Annotated in this window: 18 protein-coding genes; 9 read left to right on the plus strand and 9 right to left on the minus strand. The window is 73.7% G+C overall.

Annotated features, from left to right (window positions below; all coding sequences use genetic code 11):
* Nucleotides 1–21 precede the first annotated feature (21 nt).
* A complete protein-coding gene (locus ACIQWR_RS35960) occupies nucleotides 22–2,478 on the minus strand; it encodes a SpoIIE family protein phosphatase (protein ID WP_404018586.1) in 2,457 nt (818 codons plus the stop codon).
* An 82-nt stretch (nucleotides 2,479–2,560) separates the two neighbouring features.
* Entirely contained in the window at nucleotides 2,561–3,469 is a 909-nt protein-coding gene (locus tag ACIQWR_RS35965; RefSeq protein ID WP_404018588.1) for a hypothetical protein, read from the minus strand.
* A gap of 148 nt (nucleotides 3,470–3,617) precedes the next feature.
* Here ACIQWR_RS35965 and ACIQWR_RS35970 point away from each other — a divergent pair, with 148 nt between their 5' ends.
* Nucleotides 3,618–3,806, plus strand: a complete 189-nt coding sequence (locus ACIQWR_RS35970; RefSeq protein WP_404018591.1) for a hypothetical protein — start codon at nucleotides 3,618–3,620, stop codon at nucleotides 3,804–3,806.
* 18 nt (nucleotides 3,807–3,824) lie between these two features.
* Here ACIQWR_RS35970 and ACIQWR_RS35975 read toward each other — a convergent pair whose 3' ends face one another.
* On the minus strand, nucleotides 3,825–4,472 hold the full coding sequence (locus tag ACIQWR_RS35975) for a TetR family transcriptional regulator (RefSeq protein WP_404018593.1): 648 nt from the start codon (nucleotides 4,470–4,472) through the stop codon (nucleotides 3,825–3,827).
* Between the two features lie 105 nt (nucleotides 4,473–4,577).
* Here ACIQWR_RS35975 and ACIQWR_RS35980 point away from each other — a divergent pair, with 105 nt between their 5' ends.
* The 4 genes from ACIQWR_RS35980 (at nucleotide 4,578) to ACIQWR_RS35995 (ending at nucleotide 6,975) form a co-directional block, all read left to right on the plus strand.
* Complete coding sequence (locus ACIQWR_RS35980) at nucleotides 4,578–4,757, plus strand: hypothetical protein (protein ID WP_404018594.1); 180 nt, start codon at nucleotides 4,578–4,580, stop codon at nucleotides 4,755–4,757.
* Nucleotides 4,754–5,215 (plus strand): hypothetical protein, encoded by a 462-nt coding sequence (locus ACIQWR_RS35985; protein WP_404018597.1) that lies wholly within the window; start codon nucleotides 4,754–4,756, stop codon nucleotides 5,213–5,215. The genes ACIQWR_RS35980 and ACIQWR_RS35985 overlap by 4 nt, the downstream gene beginning before the upstream one ends.
* Before the next feature lie 69 nt (nucleotides 5,216–5,284).
* Nucleotides 5,285–6,202 carry a MurR/RpiR family transcriptional regulator gene (locus tag ACIQWR_RS35990; RefSeq protein ID WP_404018600.1) on the plus strand — a complete coding sequence of 306 codons (918 nt, stop codon included), beginning with the start codon at nucleotides 5,285–5,287 and terminating at the stop codon, nucleotides 6,200–6,202.
* Nucleotides 6,203–6,591: 389 nt separating this feature from the next.
* The gene (locus tag ACIQWR_RS35995) at nucleotides 6,592–6,975 is read left to right on the plus strand and encodes a hypothetical protein (protein WP_404018603.1); all 384 of its coding nucleotides are present in this window, start codon (nucleotides 6,592–6,594) and stop codon (nucleotides 6,973–6,975) included.
* A gap of 2 nt (nucleotides 6,976–6,977) precedes the next feature.
* Here ACIQWR_RS35995 and ACIQWR_RS36000 read toward each other — a convergent pair whose 3' ends face one another.
* Nucleotides 6,978–7,622, minus strand: a complete 645-nt coding sequence (locus ACIQWR_RS36000) for a cysteine hydrolase (RefSeq protein WP_404018606.1) — start codon at nucleotides 7,620–7,622, stop codon at nucleotides 6,978–6,980.
* Nucleotides 7,623–7,698: 76 nt separating this feature from the next.
* On the opposite strand from ACIQWR_RS36000, the gene ACIQWR_RS36005 reads away from it, so the two are divergent.
* Nucleotides 7,699–8,157: a pyridoxamine 5'-phosphate oxidase family protein gene (locus tag ACIQWR_RS36005; RefSeq protein WP_404018608.1), complete on the plus strand. Its 459-nt coding sequence runs from the start codon at nucleotides 7,699–7,701 to the stop codon at nucleotides 8,155–8,157.
* A 66-nt stretch (nucleotides 8,158–8,223) separates the two neighbouring features.
* On the opposite strand, the gene ACIQWR_RS36010 is transcribed toward ACIQWR_RS36005, so the two are convergent.
* Nucleotides 8,224–9,123, minus strand: a complete 900-nt coding sequence (locus ACIQWR_RS36010) for a LysR family transcriptional regulator (protein WP_404018610.1) — start codon at nucleotides 9,121–9,123, stop codon at nucleotides 8,224–8,226.
* 74 nt (nucleotides 9,124–9,197) lie between these two features.
* Here ACIQWR_RS36010 and ACIQWR_RS36015 point away from each other — a divergent pair, with 74 nt between their 5' ends.
* Entirely contained in the window at nucleotides 9,198–10,211 is a 1,014-nt protein-coding gene (locus ACIQWR_RS36015) for a DMT family transporter (protein ID WP_404018613.1), read from the plus strand.
* A gap of 112 nt (nucleotides 10,212–10,323) precedes the next feature.
* Here the strand turns inward: ACIQWR_RS36015 and ACIQWR_RS36020 are convergent, their stop codons facing one another.
* The gene (locus tag ACIQWR_RS36020) at nucleotides 10,324–11,655 is read right to left on the minus strand and encodes an aminotransferase class I/II-fold pyridoxal phosphate-dependent enzyme (protein WP_404018616.1); all 1,332 of its coding nucleotides are present in this window, start codon (nucleotides 11,653–11,655) and stop codon (nucleotides 10,324–10,326) included.
* Between the two features lie 37 nt (nucleotides 11,656–11,692).
* Here ACIQWR_RS36020 and ACIQWR_RS36025 point away from each other — a divergent pair, with 37 nt between their 5' ends.
* Nucleotides 11,693–12,382, plus strand: a complete 690-nt coding sequence (locus ACIQWR_RS36025; protein ID WP_404018619.1) for a pyridoxamine 5'-phosphate oxidase family protein — start codon at nucleotides 11,693–11,695, stop codon at nucleotides 12,380–12,382.
* On the opposite strand, the gene ACIQWR_RS36030 is transcribed toward ACIQWR_RS36025, so the two are convergent.
* Both ACIQWR_RS36030 and ACIQWR_RS36035 read right to left on the minus strand, forming a co-directional pair.
* Entirely contained in the window at nucleotides 12,364–13,362 is a 999-nt protein-coding gene (locus ACIQWR_RS36030; RefSeq protein ID WP_404018621.1) for a DMT family transporter, read from the minus strand. The genes ACIQWR_RS36025 and ACIQWR_RS36030 overlap by 19 nt on opposite strands.
* Before the next feature lie 160 nt (nucleotides 13,363–13,522).
* Entirely contained in the window at nucleotides 13,523–14,626 is a 1,104-nt protein-coding gene (locus tag ACIQWR_RS36035) for an EamA family transporter (RefSeq protein ID WP_404018623.1), read from the minus strand.
* A 139-nt stretch (nucleotides 14,627–14,765) separates the two neighbouring features.
* Between ACIQWR_RS36035 and ACIQWR_RS36040 the strand changes: the two genes are divergently transcribed.
* Nucleotides 14,766–15,194, plus strand: coding sequence for an SRPBCC family protein (locus ACIQWR_RS36040; RefSeq protein WP_404018626.1), 429 nt, complete (start codon nucleotides 14,766–14,768; stop codon nucleotides 15,192–15,194).
* An 87-nt stretch (nucleotides 15,195–15,281) separates the two neighbouring features.
* Here the strand turns inward: ACIQWR_RS36040 and ACIQWR_RS36045 are convergent, their stop codons facing one another.
* On the minus strand, nucleotides 15,282–15,890 hold the full coding sequence (locus ACIQWR_RS36045; protein WP_399259013.1) for a PadR family transcriptional regulator: 609 nt from the start codon (nucleotides 15,888–15,890) through the stop codon (nucleotides 15,282–15,284).
* Between the last annotated feature and the right edge of the window lie 33 nt (nucleotides 15,891–15,923).

The raw sequence follows: 15,923 nt of genomic DNA on the forward strand, positions 1-15,923 counted from the left end.
GCCTGCCCGCTCCGGCTGCCGCTACACCGGCCCGGTCGGATCGGGACGCGGGGGGACGTAGATCTCCAGGACGCAGATGTCGTCGCGGTGCCCGTGGCGCAGGCCCGCGAGGGCCGTGGCCAGGGCGCCGCTGCGCCCTTCCCGCACGAGCCGCAGGGCCGTCTCGGCGAGCTGGGCGAGGCCCGCCCCGATGTCCTCGCCCGGCTCCTCCACCAGGCCGTCCGTGTAGAAGAGCAGGTGGTCGCCGGGTAGCAGGTCCGTCACCTCCTGCCCGTACGAGGAGCCGAACGCGGCGCCGAGGAGGGTGCCCTGCGGCTGCGGCAGGAAGGTGGCCGTGCCGTCGCGGATCAGCAGCGGCGGGAGGTGGCCCGCCCGCACCCAGGTCAGCCGGTGGTCCCAGGGCTGGTAGCGCCCCATGACCATGGTGGCGGTGGCGCTGTGGGTGTCCGTGGCGGTGTGGAGCAGCAGGGCGTTGAGTCGGGCGAGCGCGTCGGGCAGGGGCGATCCGGTGATGGTCATGCCCTTGGCGGTGAAGCGCAGTTGGGCCATCGTGCCCACGGCCGCCAGACCGTGGCCCGCGACGTCTCCGACGACGAACAGCGCGCTCTTGTCCGGTAGTTCGATCGCCGAGTACCAGTCGCCACCGACGTTCAGACCGCTGTCGGCGGGCAGGTAGGCCACGTCGACGCGCAGACCGGCCAGTTCCAGCGACTGCTCGGGGATCGGCAGCAGGGTGTCCTGGAGGCTTGCCCCCAGCGCCCGTTCGGCCTTGAGGGTGCCGCGCTGGACGAGGTTGGCGCGTTCGCTCTCGCGCAGGGCCATTTCGGCGCCCCGTAGCGCGGTCAGGTCCTGGAAGAAGCCGTGCACCTCCAACGGGCTTCCGTCCGCGTCCCGTTGGGCCTCCGCGACGATCCGCAGGTACCGCAGGCCGTCCGGCGCGGCGATCCGGAAGTACTGGTCGATGGCCGTGCCGTCGCCCAGCAGCCGCTGCACGGCCGCGCCCAGCGCGGGCAGGTCCTCCGGGAGCAGATGCTCGGGCAGCTCCTCCAACCGCATGGGCCCCAGGGCGGGATCGCGGCCGAAGACGGCGTAGACCTGGTCGGACCAGGCGATGGTGTCGGTCAGCAGGTTCCAGCTCGCCCAGCCGAGGTTGCCGAGTCGCTGGAGGTCGTCCAGCCGGCGCGTCTCGCGGTCGGTGGTGTCGTGCCGGATCCAGGTCACCACCAGGCGCTCGCCCAGTCTGGTGGCGCGCACCGAGTAGGTGGACCGCTGGGGGACTCCGGCGCTCACGTCCTCGTACAGGAAGGGCTCGCCCTCGTAGGCCGTGCCCAGGGTCAGCGCGTCCAGGTACCCCTCCCACAGCGCGGTGCCCGCGACGGTGGGGTAGGTCTCCAGCACCCGCCGGCCGACCAACTCCTTGCCGTGGCGCCCCGCGACGTCCACCGACTGCGGCGAGGCGGCGTCGATCCGGTAGTCCTCCACCTCCCCCGTCCGCCCGCGCAGCGGGCTGAGCAGGACGACCGGTCCGGACATGGCGTCGAAGATCGTCTGGATCGCTTCGACGTCCGCGTGGAGCGGCAGGCTCCCCCGGACCGCCTCGCCCTCGTGCAGGAGTCCGCCGCACAGTCGGACGGCCCGCCTGAGCAGGGTCCGGGTACCGGCGGTGAAGGGGCCCCGCCGGGTGCGGAAGAACCCGACGACCGCCGTCCCCGCTCCGTACCCGGGTACGGGCAACCAGGCGCGCGAGGGCCACCGCTCGGGCGGCTCCCCGATCAGCAGGTACCGGGCCGCGTCCAGATCCGGATCTTCGAGCCACACCGCTTCCCGGGCCTCGATGGCCTCCATCGCGGCGATCCCGCTGAGCGGCGGGACGTGGCTCCACTGCTCGGCCATCGCGTCGTCGACCCCCGCGTGCCCGATCAGCTTCAGGCTGCCGGCGGTGGTCACGGTGTAGATCATCACCGCGCCGACGTCCTCGGCGTCCGCCAGCGCCTCGTACAACCGCCGGGCGGTCTCGATCGGGGTGCGGGCGCCGGCCAGGGACCGGGCCAGGGCCGCGAGGACCGTGCGGCGCCCGGTCGGACGGCCGCCGTCGGCGACGACGTAGCGGCCGGTGTCGAAGGGTGAGGGGCCCGGCTCCTGCGGGAGGGTGGGCACGGCCCCGGCGCCCGGTACCGCCTGCGCCGGCGGCGCCGCCGGGCCCGCGCCGGTCGCGCGACCCAGGGTGAGCCAGCACTCTTCCAGGAGGGTGCGGCGGTGCTCCGCGGCGCGCTCCAGCAGCAGCCGGTTCGCGGTGTCGGCCGTGACGCCTTCCTGGGCCATGAGCACGCCCTTGGCCCGCTCCACGACGGCCGTCATCGAGGCCAGTCCCTCCAGGTCCACCACCTCGGCGCGCAGCCTGGAGACGACCTTGGCCAGCGCCAACACCTCCGGTGTCGCACTCGCGCCGCCGTCGGGAACCCCGGATTCACCCGCCATGTGTCGAGCATGGCACGCCACGGGGCCGGTGGACGCCGTTCTCGCCGGTCACCCCCCATGACCGGACCGGCAGCGGCCACCGTCAAAAGGGGCGACGAGCGGCCCGCGCCGTGGCCGCCACCCCCGCGATGATGCCCAGCACTCCCGCGAGGGTGCCCGTGTACGCGTGCACCTGTTCCCGGGCCCGCGCCTCCGCTCCCTCGGGAACCGCGAAGAACCCGGGGGTCGTGCCCTCGGGCTGCTCCCGGCCGCGTGCCGTCTCGTACCGCGCCCAGTCGGTCCGGTGCACGCTGCGCGCGCGCAGCAGGTCCTCCTCCTGGACCTGCTCGGCACCGAGCCGGGCCCTGAGCCGCTCGGCGGCCACCTTGAGCACGATCGAATCGGTCACCGTCAGCGGCGCGTCCGGGCGGCCGATGCCGCGCTCCAGCAGGGGCACGCCCGCGGTCGGCCACGGCGAGCAGACGGCGGTGAGCGCGGAGTGCAGCCGCGCCCAGTCGGGCCTGCCGCTCTTCTCCCCCTCCTCGACCAGCAGTTGGACCGTACGGCGCTGCTGGTGGGTGGCCGAGGGATGGGCGAACTGTTCGACGACGCGGCGGGCGGTGTCCCGCCGTCGGGTGGCGTTCGCCTTGCCGGTGGTCCGGGCGTACGTGCGCAGCGCCCGGCGCGCCTGCGCCACCGGCACGACGGTGTCGGAGTTCAACCAGACGAAGAGCGCCACCGGGATCAGGGCGTGGTGCGGGATCCGGGCGAGGGGCGAGCGCCTGCGCACGTCGAGCAGCTCGGAGAAGAGCCGGCGCTGGACGGCGGGGAAGAGTCCGAGGTCGCTGCCGTGCCGGGTGGACTTCCGGAACTCGGGGGCGGCCAGCAGCCCGACCTCCACCCAGTCCGTGACCATGCGCGCCGAGACCCGCTCGACTCCGAGGGCTTCGGCGTCGCCCACGAGGTCTGCGGCCGTGCCCGGCTCCCACTCCCTGACCTGGCCTTTTTTCATGCCGTGGAAGTTACACCGAGATCGGAGGCCCGTGCGGAGCCCGCCGATTCCTCTCCCGGCAGGGTGATCCGCGTGATATCGGAAGCCCTCGCGCCGCACCGGACGGACAGACCGGCGGACGCGGGGGCACGTACCTCCGGAGGAAACCGTGAGCCGCCGCAAACACCGTCGCCACCACCCCCGATCCCGCACCCACACGCGGCCGAGTCCGGCCCGCGCCGCCCGGCGCCCCGAGCCGCGCGGCCCGGGCCTGCTCCACCGGACGATCGGCGCGCTCGTGAGCGGCCTCGCCGCCGTGCTCGTCAAGGAGGTCATGGGCCTGCTGCACCGCGACTGATCCGGGATCCGGCGAAGCTCAAGGGCCGTCGGCCCGGCCGGCCCCCGTCCAGTGGAGCCGCCCCGCGTGGATCAGCCGGAGCTGACGGCGGGCCGTGTCGGTGACGTCGGCCCACGCGTTGCCCTCCAGGGACGCCGCCAGGTAGGCGGACGCCGTCATCACCATGTGGTCGACGTAGAGGCGGGCGAGCATCAGCAGGTCCTCGGGACTCCACCCGGCGCCGAGCGGGTCGGCGGCGAGGTTTTCGGCCAAGTCCCGGGCGAAGCCGTCCAGCCGTCCGGCGACCGCCTCGCGCACCCTGCGGACCCCTCCGTGGCGTTCCCGGACGATGAATCGCAGGTGTGCCGGGTACGCGCGGACGAGTCCGGCCATCAAATCCACTGCCTGGTCGATGCGTCGGGCCGCGATCCCGGCGCCGTCGAAGAAGACCGCGGCGATCCCCTCCTCCAGGTTCCCCAGCGCCTCGTCCACCAGGGCGACCCCCAGTTCTTCGATGCCGGTGAAGTGCCGGTAGAAGGCCGTCGGCGCCACTCCCGCCGCGCGGGTCACCTCGCGCAGACCGAGGCTGCCCAGGCTCTGCTCCTCCAGGAGCGAGAGCGCGGCGTCCAGCAAGGCCCGGCGCGTACGGAGGCGTTGGGCCTGGCGGGCCCCGACGGTCTGGTTCATGACGGAAAGTAAACCCCCATCCCGCGGCGACCGCATGCCATCATTTAGACTGACCAGTCAGTGAACAACTGTTACCGATTCTAGGAATCCGAAGGAGGAAGCACGATGCTCTTCCTCGTAGCGGCCCTTTTGCTCTTGGGCATCCTGCTGGGAACCGTGGCCCACGTTCCGGCGGCGGTCTCGCTCGTCGCGACGGCCGTGATCGCCATCTGGCTCACGGTCTTCGCCGTACGGGAGCGGACCGGGCGCCACCACCGCGTCGACCGTCAGGGGAGTTCCTCATGACCACGCACCGACCCGCCGTCCGGGAGCGCCGCTCCACCACCCCCGCCCCGGAGCTCCGCGCCGGGGCCCCGACGACCGGCACCGGCCCCGACGGCCCGACTCCCGGGGCCCGTTCGGCCGGCGTGACGGACACGGCCGGCACGACTGACATGACCGGCACGACCGGTTCCGCCCACGACGCGCGTTCGGCCCGCGACGCACGTTCCCCCGGCGACGCGCGTTCGGCCGGCGATGCCGACACCATGGCCGTCCTTTCCTTCGTGTCCGGCCTGGTCGGGCTCCTGGCCATGAACCTCGTCCTCGGACCCGTCGCGATCGCCCTCGCCGCCCTCGCCCTGATCCGCGGAACGACCCGCCCCGCCCGTGCCCGCCTCGGGCTGGCCCTCGGGGTCGCGGACCTCGTCGTCCTGGCCTGCCTCATCGGCGCGGACCACACCTGGTCCTGGAGCCTCGGCTGACGCTCGAAGGACCGGGCACAGGGTGTGAGCTATGTTGGGTGACGAGTGACATGAGAGGGAGGCCCGTCGGTGTCATCCGGGCAGCAGGCACGCGCCCAAGCAGCCGCCATCACGCCGGGCGGTCGCTCGCCTGAACCCGAACGCGCCCCCGGCGAGCGGGTCCGCGCACTGTTCGACGGCCACCGGCTCTCCCCGGGACAGCGGCGGATCGCCCAGTACCTGATCGACCACCTCACCGAGGCCGCCTTCCTCTCGATCACCGAGTTGGCGGACCGGGTCGGGGTCAGCCAACCGTCCGTGACCCGCTTCGCCGTGTCCCTCGGATTCAGCGGCTACCCCGCCCTGCGGGACGCGCTCCAACCGATCGCCCTGAGCGCGGTCGCGGGCGCCCCCGGGGCCGGCGGGCAGTTCCGCCGCAACGAGTTGCAGGCGGCCGTGGACGCCGAGATCGAGAACCTGCAGAACCTGCGCCACCTGCTCGCCGACACCGACCAGGTGCTGAACATCGGGCGCGAGCTCGCCGGTTCCGTGCCGTTGACGGTGCTCGGCCTGCGGATCTCGGTGTCACTGGCGGAGTACTTCGCCTACGCCGCCCGGCGCATCCACCCCGACGTCCGCCTGGTGACCCGCGGCGGCAGCGTGGCCTACGACGCCCTGCTCCAGTCGCGGGCCGCGGGCGGGACCTGGGTGCTGGCCTACGCCATGCCCCGGCACGCCAAGGAGACGCTGGGAGCGCTCCGGGCCGCGCGGAGCGTGGGGCTGCGCACCGCGCTGATCACCGATCCGACCCTGGGCCCCCTGACGGACGCCGCGGACGTGACGCTGACCGCGGGCACCGGAGCCAGGCTCGTCTTCGACTCCTACGCGGCACCCGGCATGCTGTCCGCGGCCCTGCTCCAGGCGATGGCCGACGCGGACCCCGAGCGGACCCAGGCACGCCTCGAAGGCTACGAGCAGGTCGCCGACCAGCACGGCTTCTTCCTCTAGGACCGAACCCACGCCCGGACCCGACCCGCACCCCCACACCCGCCCCACACCCGCACCCGCACCCGCACCCGCACCCGGCTCCACGACCGATTTCCGGGGCCGGGTTTCATCTTGCCGTCGTATGTAATTTTTCATTCCCTTGCTTACCCGACGGTATATATGTTTACTTGCCGAGCGCCCCCGATCCACCAGACGCCACGGAGAGCTCACCCCAAGCCCTCCCGGAGACGGGCACGCGGTGTGACGCCACTCCTCCTCACGTCCCACCCGTGCCCGATCCCGGCTTACGGATCCACCGGAGCGCTCACGGCGGTCCCGGCCAACCCCTGGGCCGGGGCCGCCGCAGCAACGTCTCGATCAGAGTTCGACACCACTCGGAAGCGACGAGCATGCGCCAGACTGCCTCCATCACGCTCAGCCCCGACTGGCCCTGCCAGGTCAAGGCTCCCGGCACCCAGGACTGGGAGCGCACCGCCGTGCACTGGCTACGGGACCTGCTCCCGGCCCGCTACGGCAGCTACCCGACGCTGACCCGCCATCCCGCCCTGCTCGCCCGGCACGCCCAGCTCCAACTGCGGCACGAGGTACGGACGATGCGGATCGCCCTGGAGACCAGCCGGGCGGAACTCCCCTCGATGGGCGTGGCCGCCTCCGTGATCGAGAACTCCATCAGGATGTACGCCGTCGAGCTCCAGCAGCTGGGCCGGCTGTCCCGCGGGGTCCGCCTCGTCGGCGACGCCCTCCTCTCCCAGGGCGCCGCCCGCCGCGGCTGACCTCAGTCCCGCGCCCAGGTGTCGATGACGTCCTCGGCCGTGGTGACGGTGGCGACCAGGGCCAGGGAATTGCGGATGAGCTGCGGGGTGTAGTCGGCCGGCACCCCGGCGATCGCGTCGGCCGGGACCACGACGGTGTAGCCGAGGTTGACCGCGTCGAAGACCGTGTTCGGGATCGCGACGTTGGCGGAGACCCCGGTGACGACGAGGGTGCGGCAACCGAGATTGCGCAGCAGGGCGTCCAGGTCGGTCCCGGCCATCGGGGACAGCCCGTGCAGGCGGCGTACGACGATGTCCTCCTCGGCGACCGCGATCGGCTCGGCGACCTCGACCGCGCGCGTGCCCGACAGTTGCTGCACCGGGAGCTTCCCGGCCGCCCGGAAGAGCCGCGCGTTGGAGTTGGCCGCCCGCCCGTCCGGCCGCCGCTCGGCCACCGCGTGCAGGACCTGTACGCCCGCCAGGTGCGCGGCGTCGACCAGTGCGGCCACCCGCCCCAACATGCCGGACGCCTGAGCCTCCTTGGCCAGCTCGGGCAGCGCGCTGTCCGCGCCGACGACCCCGTTCTGGCACTCGACGGTCAGCAGCGCGGTGGTGGCGGGGTCGAGTTGCGCCCTGAGCCGGTCGCGGCGGGCGGCGTCCTGGGACATGCATCCCCCTGGCGTGATGACGGAAGAGCCCTCATGATTCCTGACACATAGTCAGATGTGAAGGGGTGTGGGGCGGATGGACGACGCACAGCGGCGCGGCCGGCGGATCATGATGACCGGCGCGGAGGTGGACGAGTTCCTGCGCGCCGAGCGCACCTGCCGGGTCGCCACCGTCTCCGGCGACGGCCGCCCGCACGTCGGCGCCCTCTGGTTCGCCTGGGACGGCACCTCGCTGTGGTTGTACTCGATCACCCGCAGCCGCCGCTGGGCGGACCTGCGGAAGGACCCGCGGATCTCGGTGGTCGTGGACGCGGGCGAGGAGTACGACGAGCTGCGCGGCGTCGAGCTCTCCGGCAGCGCGGTCTTCGTCGGCGAAGCGCCCCGGACCGGCGAGCCCTGCCCGGAGCTGGAGGAGGCCGAACGGCTCTTCCCGGTGAAGAACTTCGGCATCACCGAGATGCCCCACGACGGGCGGCACGCGTGGATCCGCCTCACCCCGGACTCGGTGGTGTCCTGGGACTTCCGCAAGCGGTAGTGCTGCGACCCGGGCCCTGAGGCCGGGCGCCGGAAGCAGGGCGTCCACAGCCGGGCGCCGGCCGTCTCAGAGCAGGGCCGCGGCGTCCCGCAGCGCCGCCACCGCCGCCCGGATCGAAGGCCGCCGGTCGGCATCGGCCCGCCAGACGACGTACACGTGGCGGCGCAGGGTGTCGCACACCGGGAGCAGCCGCACCGCGGGCGGCACCGGCCCGCGCCCGAGCCGCGGCGCCACGCACACCCCGAGCCCGGCCTCGACGAACGCCAGCTGGGTGTGGTGCTCCTCGGCGATGTGCGCGATGCGCGGTTCCACGCCCAGGCCGCGCAGCGTGAAGACCAGCCACTCGTGGCAGAACTGGCCCTCGTTCCAGGAGATCCAGTCGTCGTCGGCGAAGTCGGCCAGGGAGATCCGGCTCCGCTCGGCCATCGGGTGCCCCGCGGGCATCGCGATGTCGACGGAGTCGTCGAGCAGGTGGGCGCGGGAGAGTTCGGCGGGCACCGGCATCCGCCGGTTGTGCCAGTCGATGGCCACCGCGAGGTCGAGGTCCCCGCGCACCACGGCGCGCATGCTCTGCTCCGGCTCCTGCTCGGTCACCCGGGCCCGCAGCTCGGGGTGTGCGGCGCGCAGCGCGCTGAGGGTGCGCGGCAGCAGCCCGCGCATCGCGGTGGGGAAGGCACCGATCCGCAGCTCGCCGACGACGCAGCCGCGCTGGGCCTCCACGTCGGACTGGGCCAGCTCCACCTGGGAGATGATCCGTGCGGCGTGGTCGGCGAGCAGGCGCCCCGCGTCGGTGAGCCGGACCCCGCGGCCGTACTTGGAGAGCAGGGGCTGGCCGACCTCGCGCTCCAGTTTGGCCATCTGCTGGGAGACGGCCGAGGTCGTGACGTGCAGGCCGTCGGCGGCCCCGCTGACCGAGCCGTGCCGGGCGAGGGCGTCGAGCGTGCGCAGGCGCTCCAAGTTCAACATGTAAGCAATGCTACGGCGTGAGTCGAAAGAACTCTCGCTTGTCCTAAGAGGTCGTACGGAGCAGAGTGATCTCCATGAGCGCATCCGCACCCGCCCGGCCGACCCTCCCCACCTCCTCCACCGCCGCCCCCACCCCCGCGGCCACCACGCCGACCACCATCGCGGCCACCATCCCGCCCACCGCCCCGGCCGCGGCCCGCCCGGGCCTCGACTGGCGGATCCGCTTCGCGATCCTCTCGGTGGTCTGGGGGTTCAGCTTCCTGTTCATCAAGGTGGGCACCGAGGCCTACGCCCCCTTCCACGTCTCCATGGGTCGGGTCTTCTTCGGCGCGCTCGCCCTCGTCACCGTCCTGCTCGTCCGGCGCGAGCCGCTCCCCCGGGGGCTGCGGACCTGGGGCCACCTGTCGGTGGCGGCGCTGCTGCTCAACAGCGCCCCCTTCTCCCTCTTCGCCTACGCCGAGCTGAGCATCCCCTCCAGCCTCGCGGGCATCTGCAACGCCACCTCCCCGCTGTGGGGCATGGCCCTGTCCCTGGTCGCCCTCTCCGAGGACCGGCCGACCCGGCGCCGCTTCGCGGGCCTCGGCCTCGGCTTCCTCGGGGTGCTGACGGTCCTCGGCGCCTGGCAGGGCTTCGCGGGCGTCGACGCGAAGGGCACGGCCTTCGCCCTGCTCGCGTCCCTCTGCTACCCGATCGGCTGGATCTACGTCCGCCGCACCCTGGCCGGCACCCCCGGCTCGCCGGTGGCGCTGACCGGAGCCCAACTGATCGTCTCCACCCTCCAGCTGGCGGTGGTGAGCGCCGCGTTCACCAGCGCGCCGACCTCCTTCCCGCTGTGGCCCACGCTGTCGGTGGTCGCGCTGGGCGCGCTGGGGACGGGCATGGCCCTACAGATGCAGTACGGCCTGGTGAGCGAGATCGGCCCGACCACGGCCCAGATGGTCACGTACTTCATCCCGGTGATCGCGACCGCGGCGGGCGTCCTGGTCCTGGGCGAGCAGTTGCACTGGAACACCCCGGTGGGCGCCGCGATCGTCCTCGCCGGCGCCGCCCTGACCCAGACCCGGTCCGGCCCGCGCAAGAAGGGCTGACCCCGCCGCGCCACCGCGCGCCGAGTGCCGTGACCGGAGGAGGTCACGGCACTCGGCGTTTCCCGAGCCGTCTCCCGAGCCGTTCCGCAATCCGCTCCCCGGGGCCGTTCCGCTAGTCGTACCGGACCCCCCGCGCCGGGCGGACCGCCTGCGCCACCGCGTCCGCCAGCGCCGGGATCTCGGCCGGGGCCACCGGCGACACGGTGATCCGTACGCCCGGACCGCTGTCCACCCGGAAGCGCGCGCCCGGCGCCACCGCCCAGCCGGCCGCGAGGAGCCGGGTCACCGCCCCCGTCTCGTCCGGCACGGGCACCCACACGTTCATCCCGCTGCGCCCGTGCGCGGCCACGCCCCGCTCGCGCAGCGCCGCCACCAGCGCGTCCCGCCGCTCCCCGTACGCCCGTGCCACCGCGGCCGCGTCCACGGCCCCCGAGGTCCACAGCTCGATGACGGCGTACTGGAGCAGCCGACTCACCCAACCCGGACCCAGCCGCTGGCGGCCGAGCACCCGGTCCACCGTGACCGCGTCCCCCGTCAGCACCGCGAGCCTCAGGTCCGGCCCGTACGCCTTGGCGGTGGACCGCACCAGCGCCCAGTGCCGGGTGACCCCGCCCAGGGGTTCCAGCGGCAGATCGACGATGCCGTGCCCGTGGTCGTCGTCGATGACGAGCACGTGCGGGTGGCGGGCCAGCAGCTCCCGCAGCACGGCCGCCCGCGCCGCGCTCACCACCGCGCCCGTGGGGTTCTGCGCCCGCGCGGTGACCACCAGCGCCCGCGCGCCCTCCGCGAGGGCCCGCTCGACGGCCTCGGGCACCGGCCCCTCGTCGTCGACGGCGACGGGCGCGATCCGCAGGCCGAGCGCGGGCACGAGGTCCAGCACGCTGCCCCACCCCGGATCCTCGACCGCCACGGCGTCCCCCGGGCGCAGGTGCGCCGACAGCACCCGCTCCAGCGCGTCGAGCGCGCCCGAGGTCAGCCCGACGGGCCCGGCGGGCACCCCGTCGGCGTCGAGCCCGGCCCGGGCGAGCCGGGCCAGTTCGGGGACGACGGGCTCGTCCCCGTACCGGGTGGGCGCCTGCGCGTAGCGCCGGGCCGCGGCCGCCAGCGCGCCGGACAGCTGGGGCAGTACGGCCGGATCGGGGTTGCCGCTGGCCACGTCCCGGCCGCCCGGCGGAACCGCCACCCGCAGACCGTCGCGCGGGGTGCTGGCGGGTCGGGCGCGCACCCGGCTGCCGCGCCGCCCGTCGGTTTCGATGACCCCGCGTTCGCGCAGCGTGCGGTAGGCGGCGGCGACGGTGTTCGGGTTGACCCCGAGCGCCCCCGCCAGCTCGCGCATCGGTGGCAGCAGGGCGCCGGGGGCCAGCTCCCCGGAGCCCACGCCCGCTTCGACACTGGCCGCGATCTCAGATGCACGGCTTCCGACGATTGTGTATTCTCCTAGCACAAACCACAGTATGCACTAGTGCAATGGAGTTCGCATCATGACCGTCGCGCCCGCCGCCGCCCACGACCCCGCGACCGACGCCTACGAGCCGACGGACCTCACCATCCCCTCCCGCTCCCGCGACCGCGCGCGCTACGACCGCGAGACGGTGCACGCGATACTCGACGAGGGTTACCTCTGCCACCTCGGCTTCATCCGCGACGGCGCCCCGGTGGTCCTGCCGACCCTCTACGGTCGGGTCGGCGAGGCGCTCTACCTCCACGGCTCCACCGGTTCGCGCCCGCTGCTCGCCGTGGGCAAGGCCGACCCCGGCCTCCCCGTGTGCGTCACGGTCACGCACCTCGACGGGCTGGTGCTGGCCAAGTCGGCCTTCCACCACTCGATGAACTACCGCTCGGTCGTGGTGCACGGCACGGCGTACGAGGTCACGGACGAGGCCGAGCGCCGGACGGCCCTCGACGCCCTCGTCGACCAGGTGGTGGCGGGCCGCTCGGCGGACTCCCGCCCGGCCGACGCCAAGGAACTGGCCGCCACCGCCGTCATCCGGCTCGACCTCGAACAGGTCTCCGCGAAGCTTCGCACCGGCGGCCCCAACGACGAGGCCCGGGACCTGGACCTGCCGTTCTGGTCGGGCGTGGTCCCCGTCGCGCGGACCTACGGCGCCCCGGTCCCGGCGGCCGACCTGGCCCCCGGGATCGAGGTACCGGACTACATCGCCGCGCTCTGAGCCGGAACGGGCCCCACCTCGGGCCCGTCCACCGCGCCACCCCGGGCTCCGTCCGCCCCGGCGGCGGCGCCCTCCAGCGCCGGACGGCGGCCCTCCGCGACGATCAGCGCGAGGACCGCCGCCAGCAGGAGCAGGATGCCGAGCACCACCGACCCGGTCAGCCGCTCCCCCAGGACCAGTACGGCGATCAGCGCCGCGCTCACCGGCTCGATCAGCATGATCACGGACACCGTGGCGGCCCGCACCGCGGCCGCGCCGGTGAAGTAGAGGACGTACGCGAGCGCGGTGGGCACCGTCGCCACGTACACCAGCAGCCACAGCACCCGACCCGGCTGCGCGGTGTGCGGAACCAGCCCCTCCAGCACGGCCAGCGGCAGCAGGCACACGGTGCCGACCGCCAGTGACCACGCGGTCGTGACCAAGGGGTCCCCGCCCGCCCCGCGCCGCCCGAGGGCGCGCGTGCGCAGGGTCATCACCGCGTAGCCGGACGCCGACAGCAGCGCCCAGCCGACCCCGGCGGGCCGCACCTCGGCGCCCCCGCCGCCCAGCGTCAGCGCCACCAGCCCGGCCAGCGCACCGCAGACGGCGGCCGCCCCGCCCCGGCCGAGCCGCTCGCCCATCCAGTACCGCGCCCCGAGCGCGATCATCACCGGCCCGGCGCCCAGGGTGACCACCGTCCCGACCGCGAGCCCGGTCTCGCGCACGGCCCCGAAGTAGGCGGCCTGGAACAGGGTGAAGAGCAGCCCGGTGACGACCAACGAGGCCGCCGACGGCCGCGGCGCCGAGTGTCGTCGGCCGGCCCACGGGCGGCGCAGGGCCAGCGCCCCGAGGAGGAGCAGCAGGGCGCCCGCGCAGCGCCAGAAGGACAGGGCCAGCGGACCGAGGTCGCTCGCCAGGAAGAGGAGTGAGGCGGCCGCCCCGGCGGTGCCCCAGGCGGCTCCGGCGACGACGAGGTACAGATGCTTCGACTGCTTCGACACGTGTGCTCCGCGTGACGTGAAGGATGAGGGGAATGGTCATCTCTTCGCGGGCAGCACGGACCGGCCCGGTGACTCCGGGCGGGGTTCGTCGGCGCAGTGGCGAGGCCGCCCGCGTCAGGCGGCGGGAGGCGGCAGCACGTTCATCAGCATGGTCGTGACCCTAGGCCGTCGCGGCCGTCCGGTCCAGCGCCCCGGGTTCGACGGCTCCCCGGTCCACGGCTTCCCGATCGACGGCTTCCCGATCGACGACTTCGCGGCCGGCTCCCAGGACCGCCTGGTCCATGGCTCCCGGCCCCAGGGCGGCCGGGTCCGGGGCGCTCCGCCCGTCCCCCGCGCCCGACCCCGGGCCCGGCTTCGGCGCCGCGGGCCGCGAGGTCTGCGCGATGAAGGCCCCGCCCAGCACCAGCGCACCGCCGATGATCTGCGGGGTCGAGAGGTGTTCCTTGAGGAGCACCCAGGCCAGCACGGTGGCGACGACCGCTTCCAGGCAGGCGACCACGCCCGCCACCTGCGGCGAGAGCATGCGCACCGACACCACACCGGTCAGGTAGGCCGCGACCGTCGCGATGAGCACGATCCAGCCGACGAGCACCAGCGCGGGCACGGCCGTCCCGCCGACGTCCGCGTCCCGTCCCAGGACCGCCCATCGCGTCTCCCAGGGCCGCGCGATCACGGTCATCACCAGCGCACCGATGACCATGCCGTACGCGATCACCCCGAACGGGTCGGGCGCGTCCTCCCCGTCCGCACCCTGGTCGGCCAGGACGAAGTAGCAGGCCTGGCAGCAGGCGGCGGCCACGCCGAGCAGCACCCCGAGCGGGTCCAGCCGCAGCCCGGCCCAGATCTCGACCACGCAGGCCAGGCCGACGACGGCCACCGCGGCCCCGGCGGCGGCCGCCCGGGTCACCGGCTTGCGCTGGACGAAGCAGATGTAGCCGAGCAGCAGCGCGGGGCCGAGGTACTCCAGCAGCAGGGCCACGCCGACCGGTATTCGGGACAGGGAGGCGAAGTAGAAGGCCTGCACCCCGGCCACGGCGACCAGGCCGAAGCCGGCGAGCAGCGCGGGTTTGCGGAACAACAGTCCACGGTGGCGCCAGGCCAACGGGGACATCACCAGCGCCGCCCCGGCCACCCGCAGCCAGACCACGTGCAACGGGTCCAGACCCGCCTCGATCAGCGGCTTCGCCGCCACCCCGGAACCACCGAACGCACACGCCGAAACGAGGGCGAGGCCCAGTCCGGCATTTCTCCCTGACGCTTGCATCGGCACATCATGACAGCCCTCGTCAGGAGCGTCACCGGGGTGACGCCTGTTGAGATTTCCTGACAGGTCGTCAGTCTTGAATGTTCCGCCGACCGGGACTACGTTCCGCCGGACACAGCCGACGAGAAGGGGCGGTCCCATGGCCGAAGTCACCGCGGAATCACGCATCGAGGCCTCCGCCTCCGCGCTCTGGTCGCAGCTCACGGACTGGGACGCGTACGGCCAGTGGAGCATGACCCACACCGGCTTCCCCAAGGGCGGCCCGGAGACCCTGGCCGTCGGCTCCACCTTCGCCGAGAACATGAAGATGATGGGCTTCCCGGCCGAGGTCGTGTGGACCATCGAGGAGCTGGAGACCGAGCGCGTCTTCGCCATCCGCGGCAAGGGCCCGATGGGCGTGGTCGTGGGCACCCGCTACACCCTGATCCCGGACGGGGAGGCGACGACCGTGCGCATCGACGGGGACTTCCAGGGCGCGGCCGTCTCCCTCATGGCGGGCAAGCTGAAGGACTCGGCCAGCGCCGCGCTGAACGAGTCCCTGCGCAAGCTGGCCGGCCTGGTCGCCTGACCGGTCGCCCGCCCACCACCGGCCCACGCCGGAGCGCCCCGCGCGTCATGACGCGCGGGGCGCTCGGCCGTACCTCTCGCCGGACGGTCAGTGCTCGTCGGCGAGGATCAGGTAGAGCTTCTTACGGGCCTCGTTGATGACCGCGACGGCCTTCTCCCGCTGCTCGGACGAGCCGGTCTTCCAGACCTGGCCGAAGGCCTCCATCAGGCCGAAGCCGGCCGTACGGATCTCGTTCATCGCCTCGCGGTCGAACCCGCGCCCGGCCTCTTCCCAGGGAGCCGCGGAGCCCGCCTCGGCCTCGGTGCGGCCGGCGTCGGTCAGCGTGAACAGCTTCTTGCCGCCCTCGCTCGCGCTGCTGATGAGCCCCTCGTCCTCCAGCATCTGCAGGGTCGGGTAGACCGACCCCGGGCTGGGCTTCCAGGCCCCTCCGCTGCGCTCGCCGATCTCCTGGATCATCTCGTAGCCGTGCATCGGCCGGTCCGCGAGCAGCGCCAGGATCGAGGCCCTGACGTCCCCCCGCCGAGCCCGCCGGTGCGGTCCGCCACGCCCGCCGCGCCCGCCGAAGGGCCCACCGAAGGGCGGCCCGAACGGGCCGAAGGCGGCGCGCCGACCCTCGAAGTCACCCTGACGGTCCGGCCCGCAGTGCCCGTGCCCACGACCGTGCTCGTGTCCGTGCTCATGTCCGTGTGAACGCATGACTGCGCTCCTTTCGTCATTGTTCCTACTGAT

Origin of the sequence: Streptomyces sp. NPDC098789 (assembly GCF_044759975.1) — a bacterium.
GTDB lineage: Bacteria > Actinomycetota > Actinomycetes > Streptomycetales > Streptomycetaceae > Streptomyces.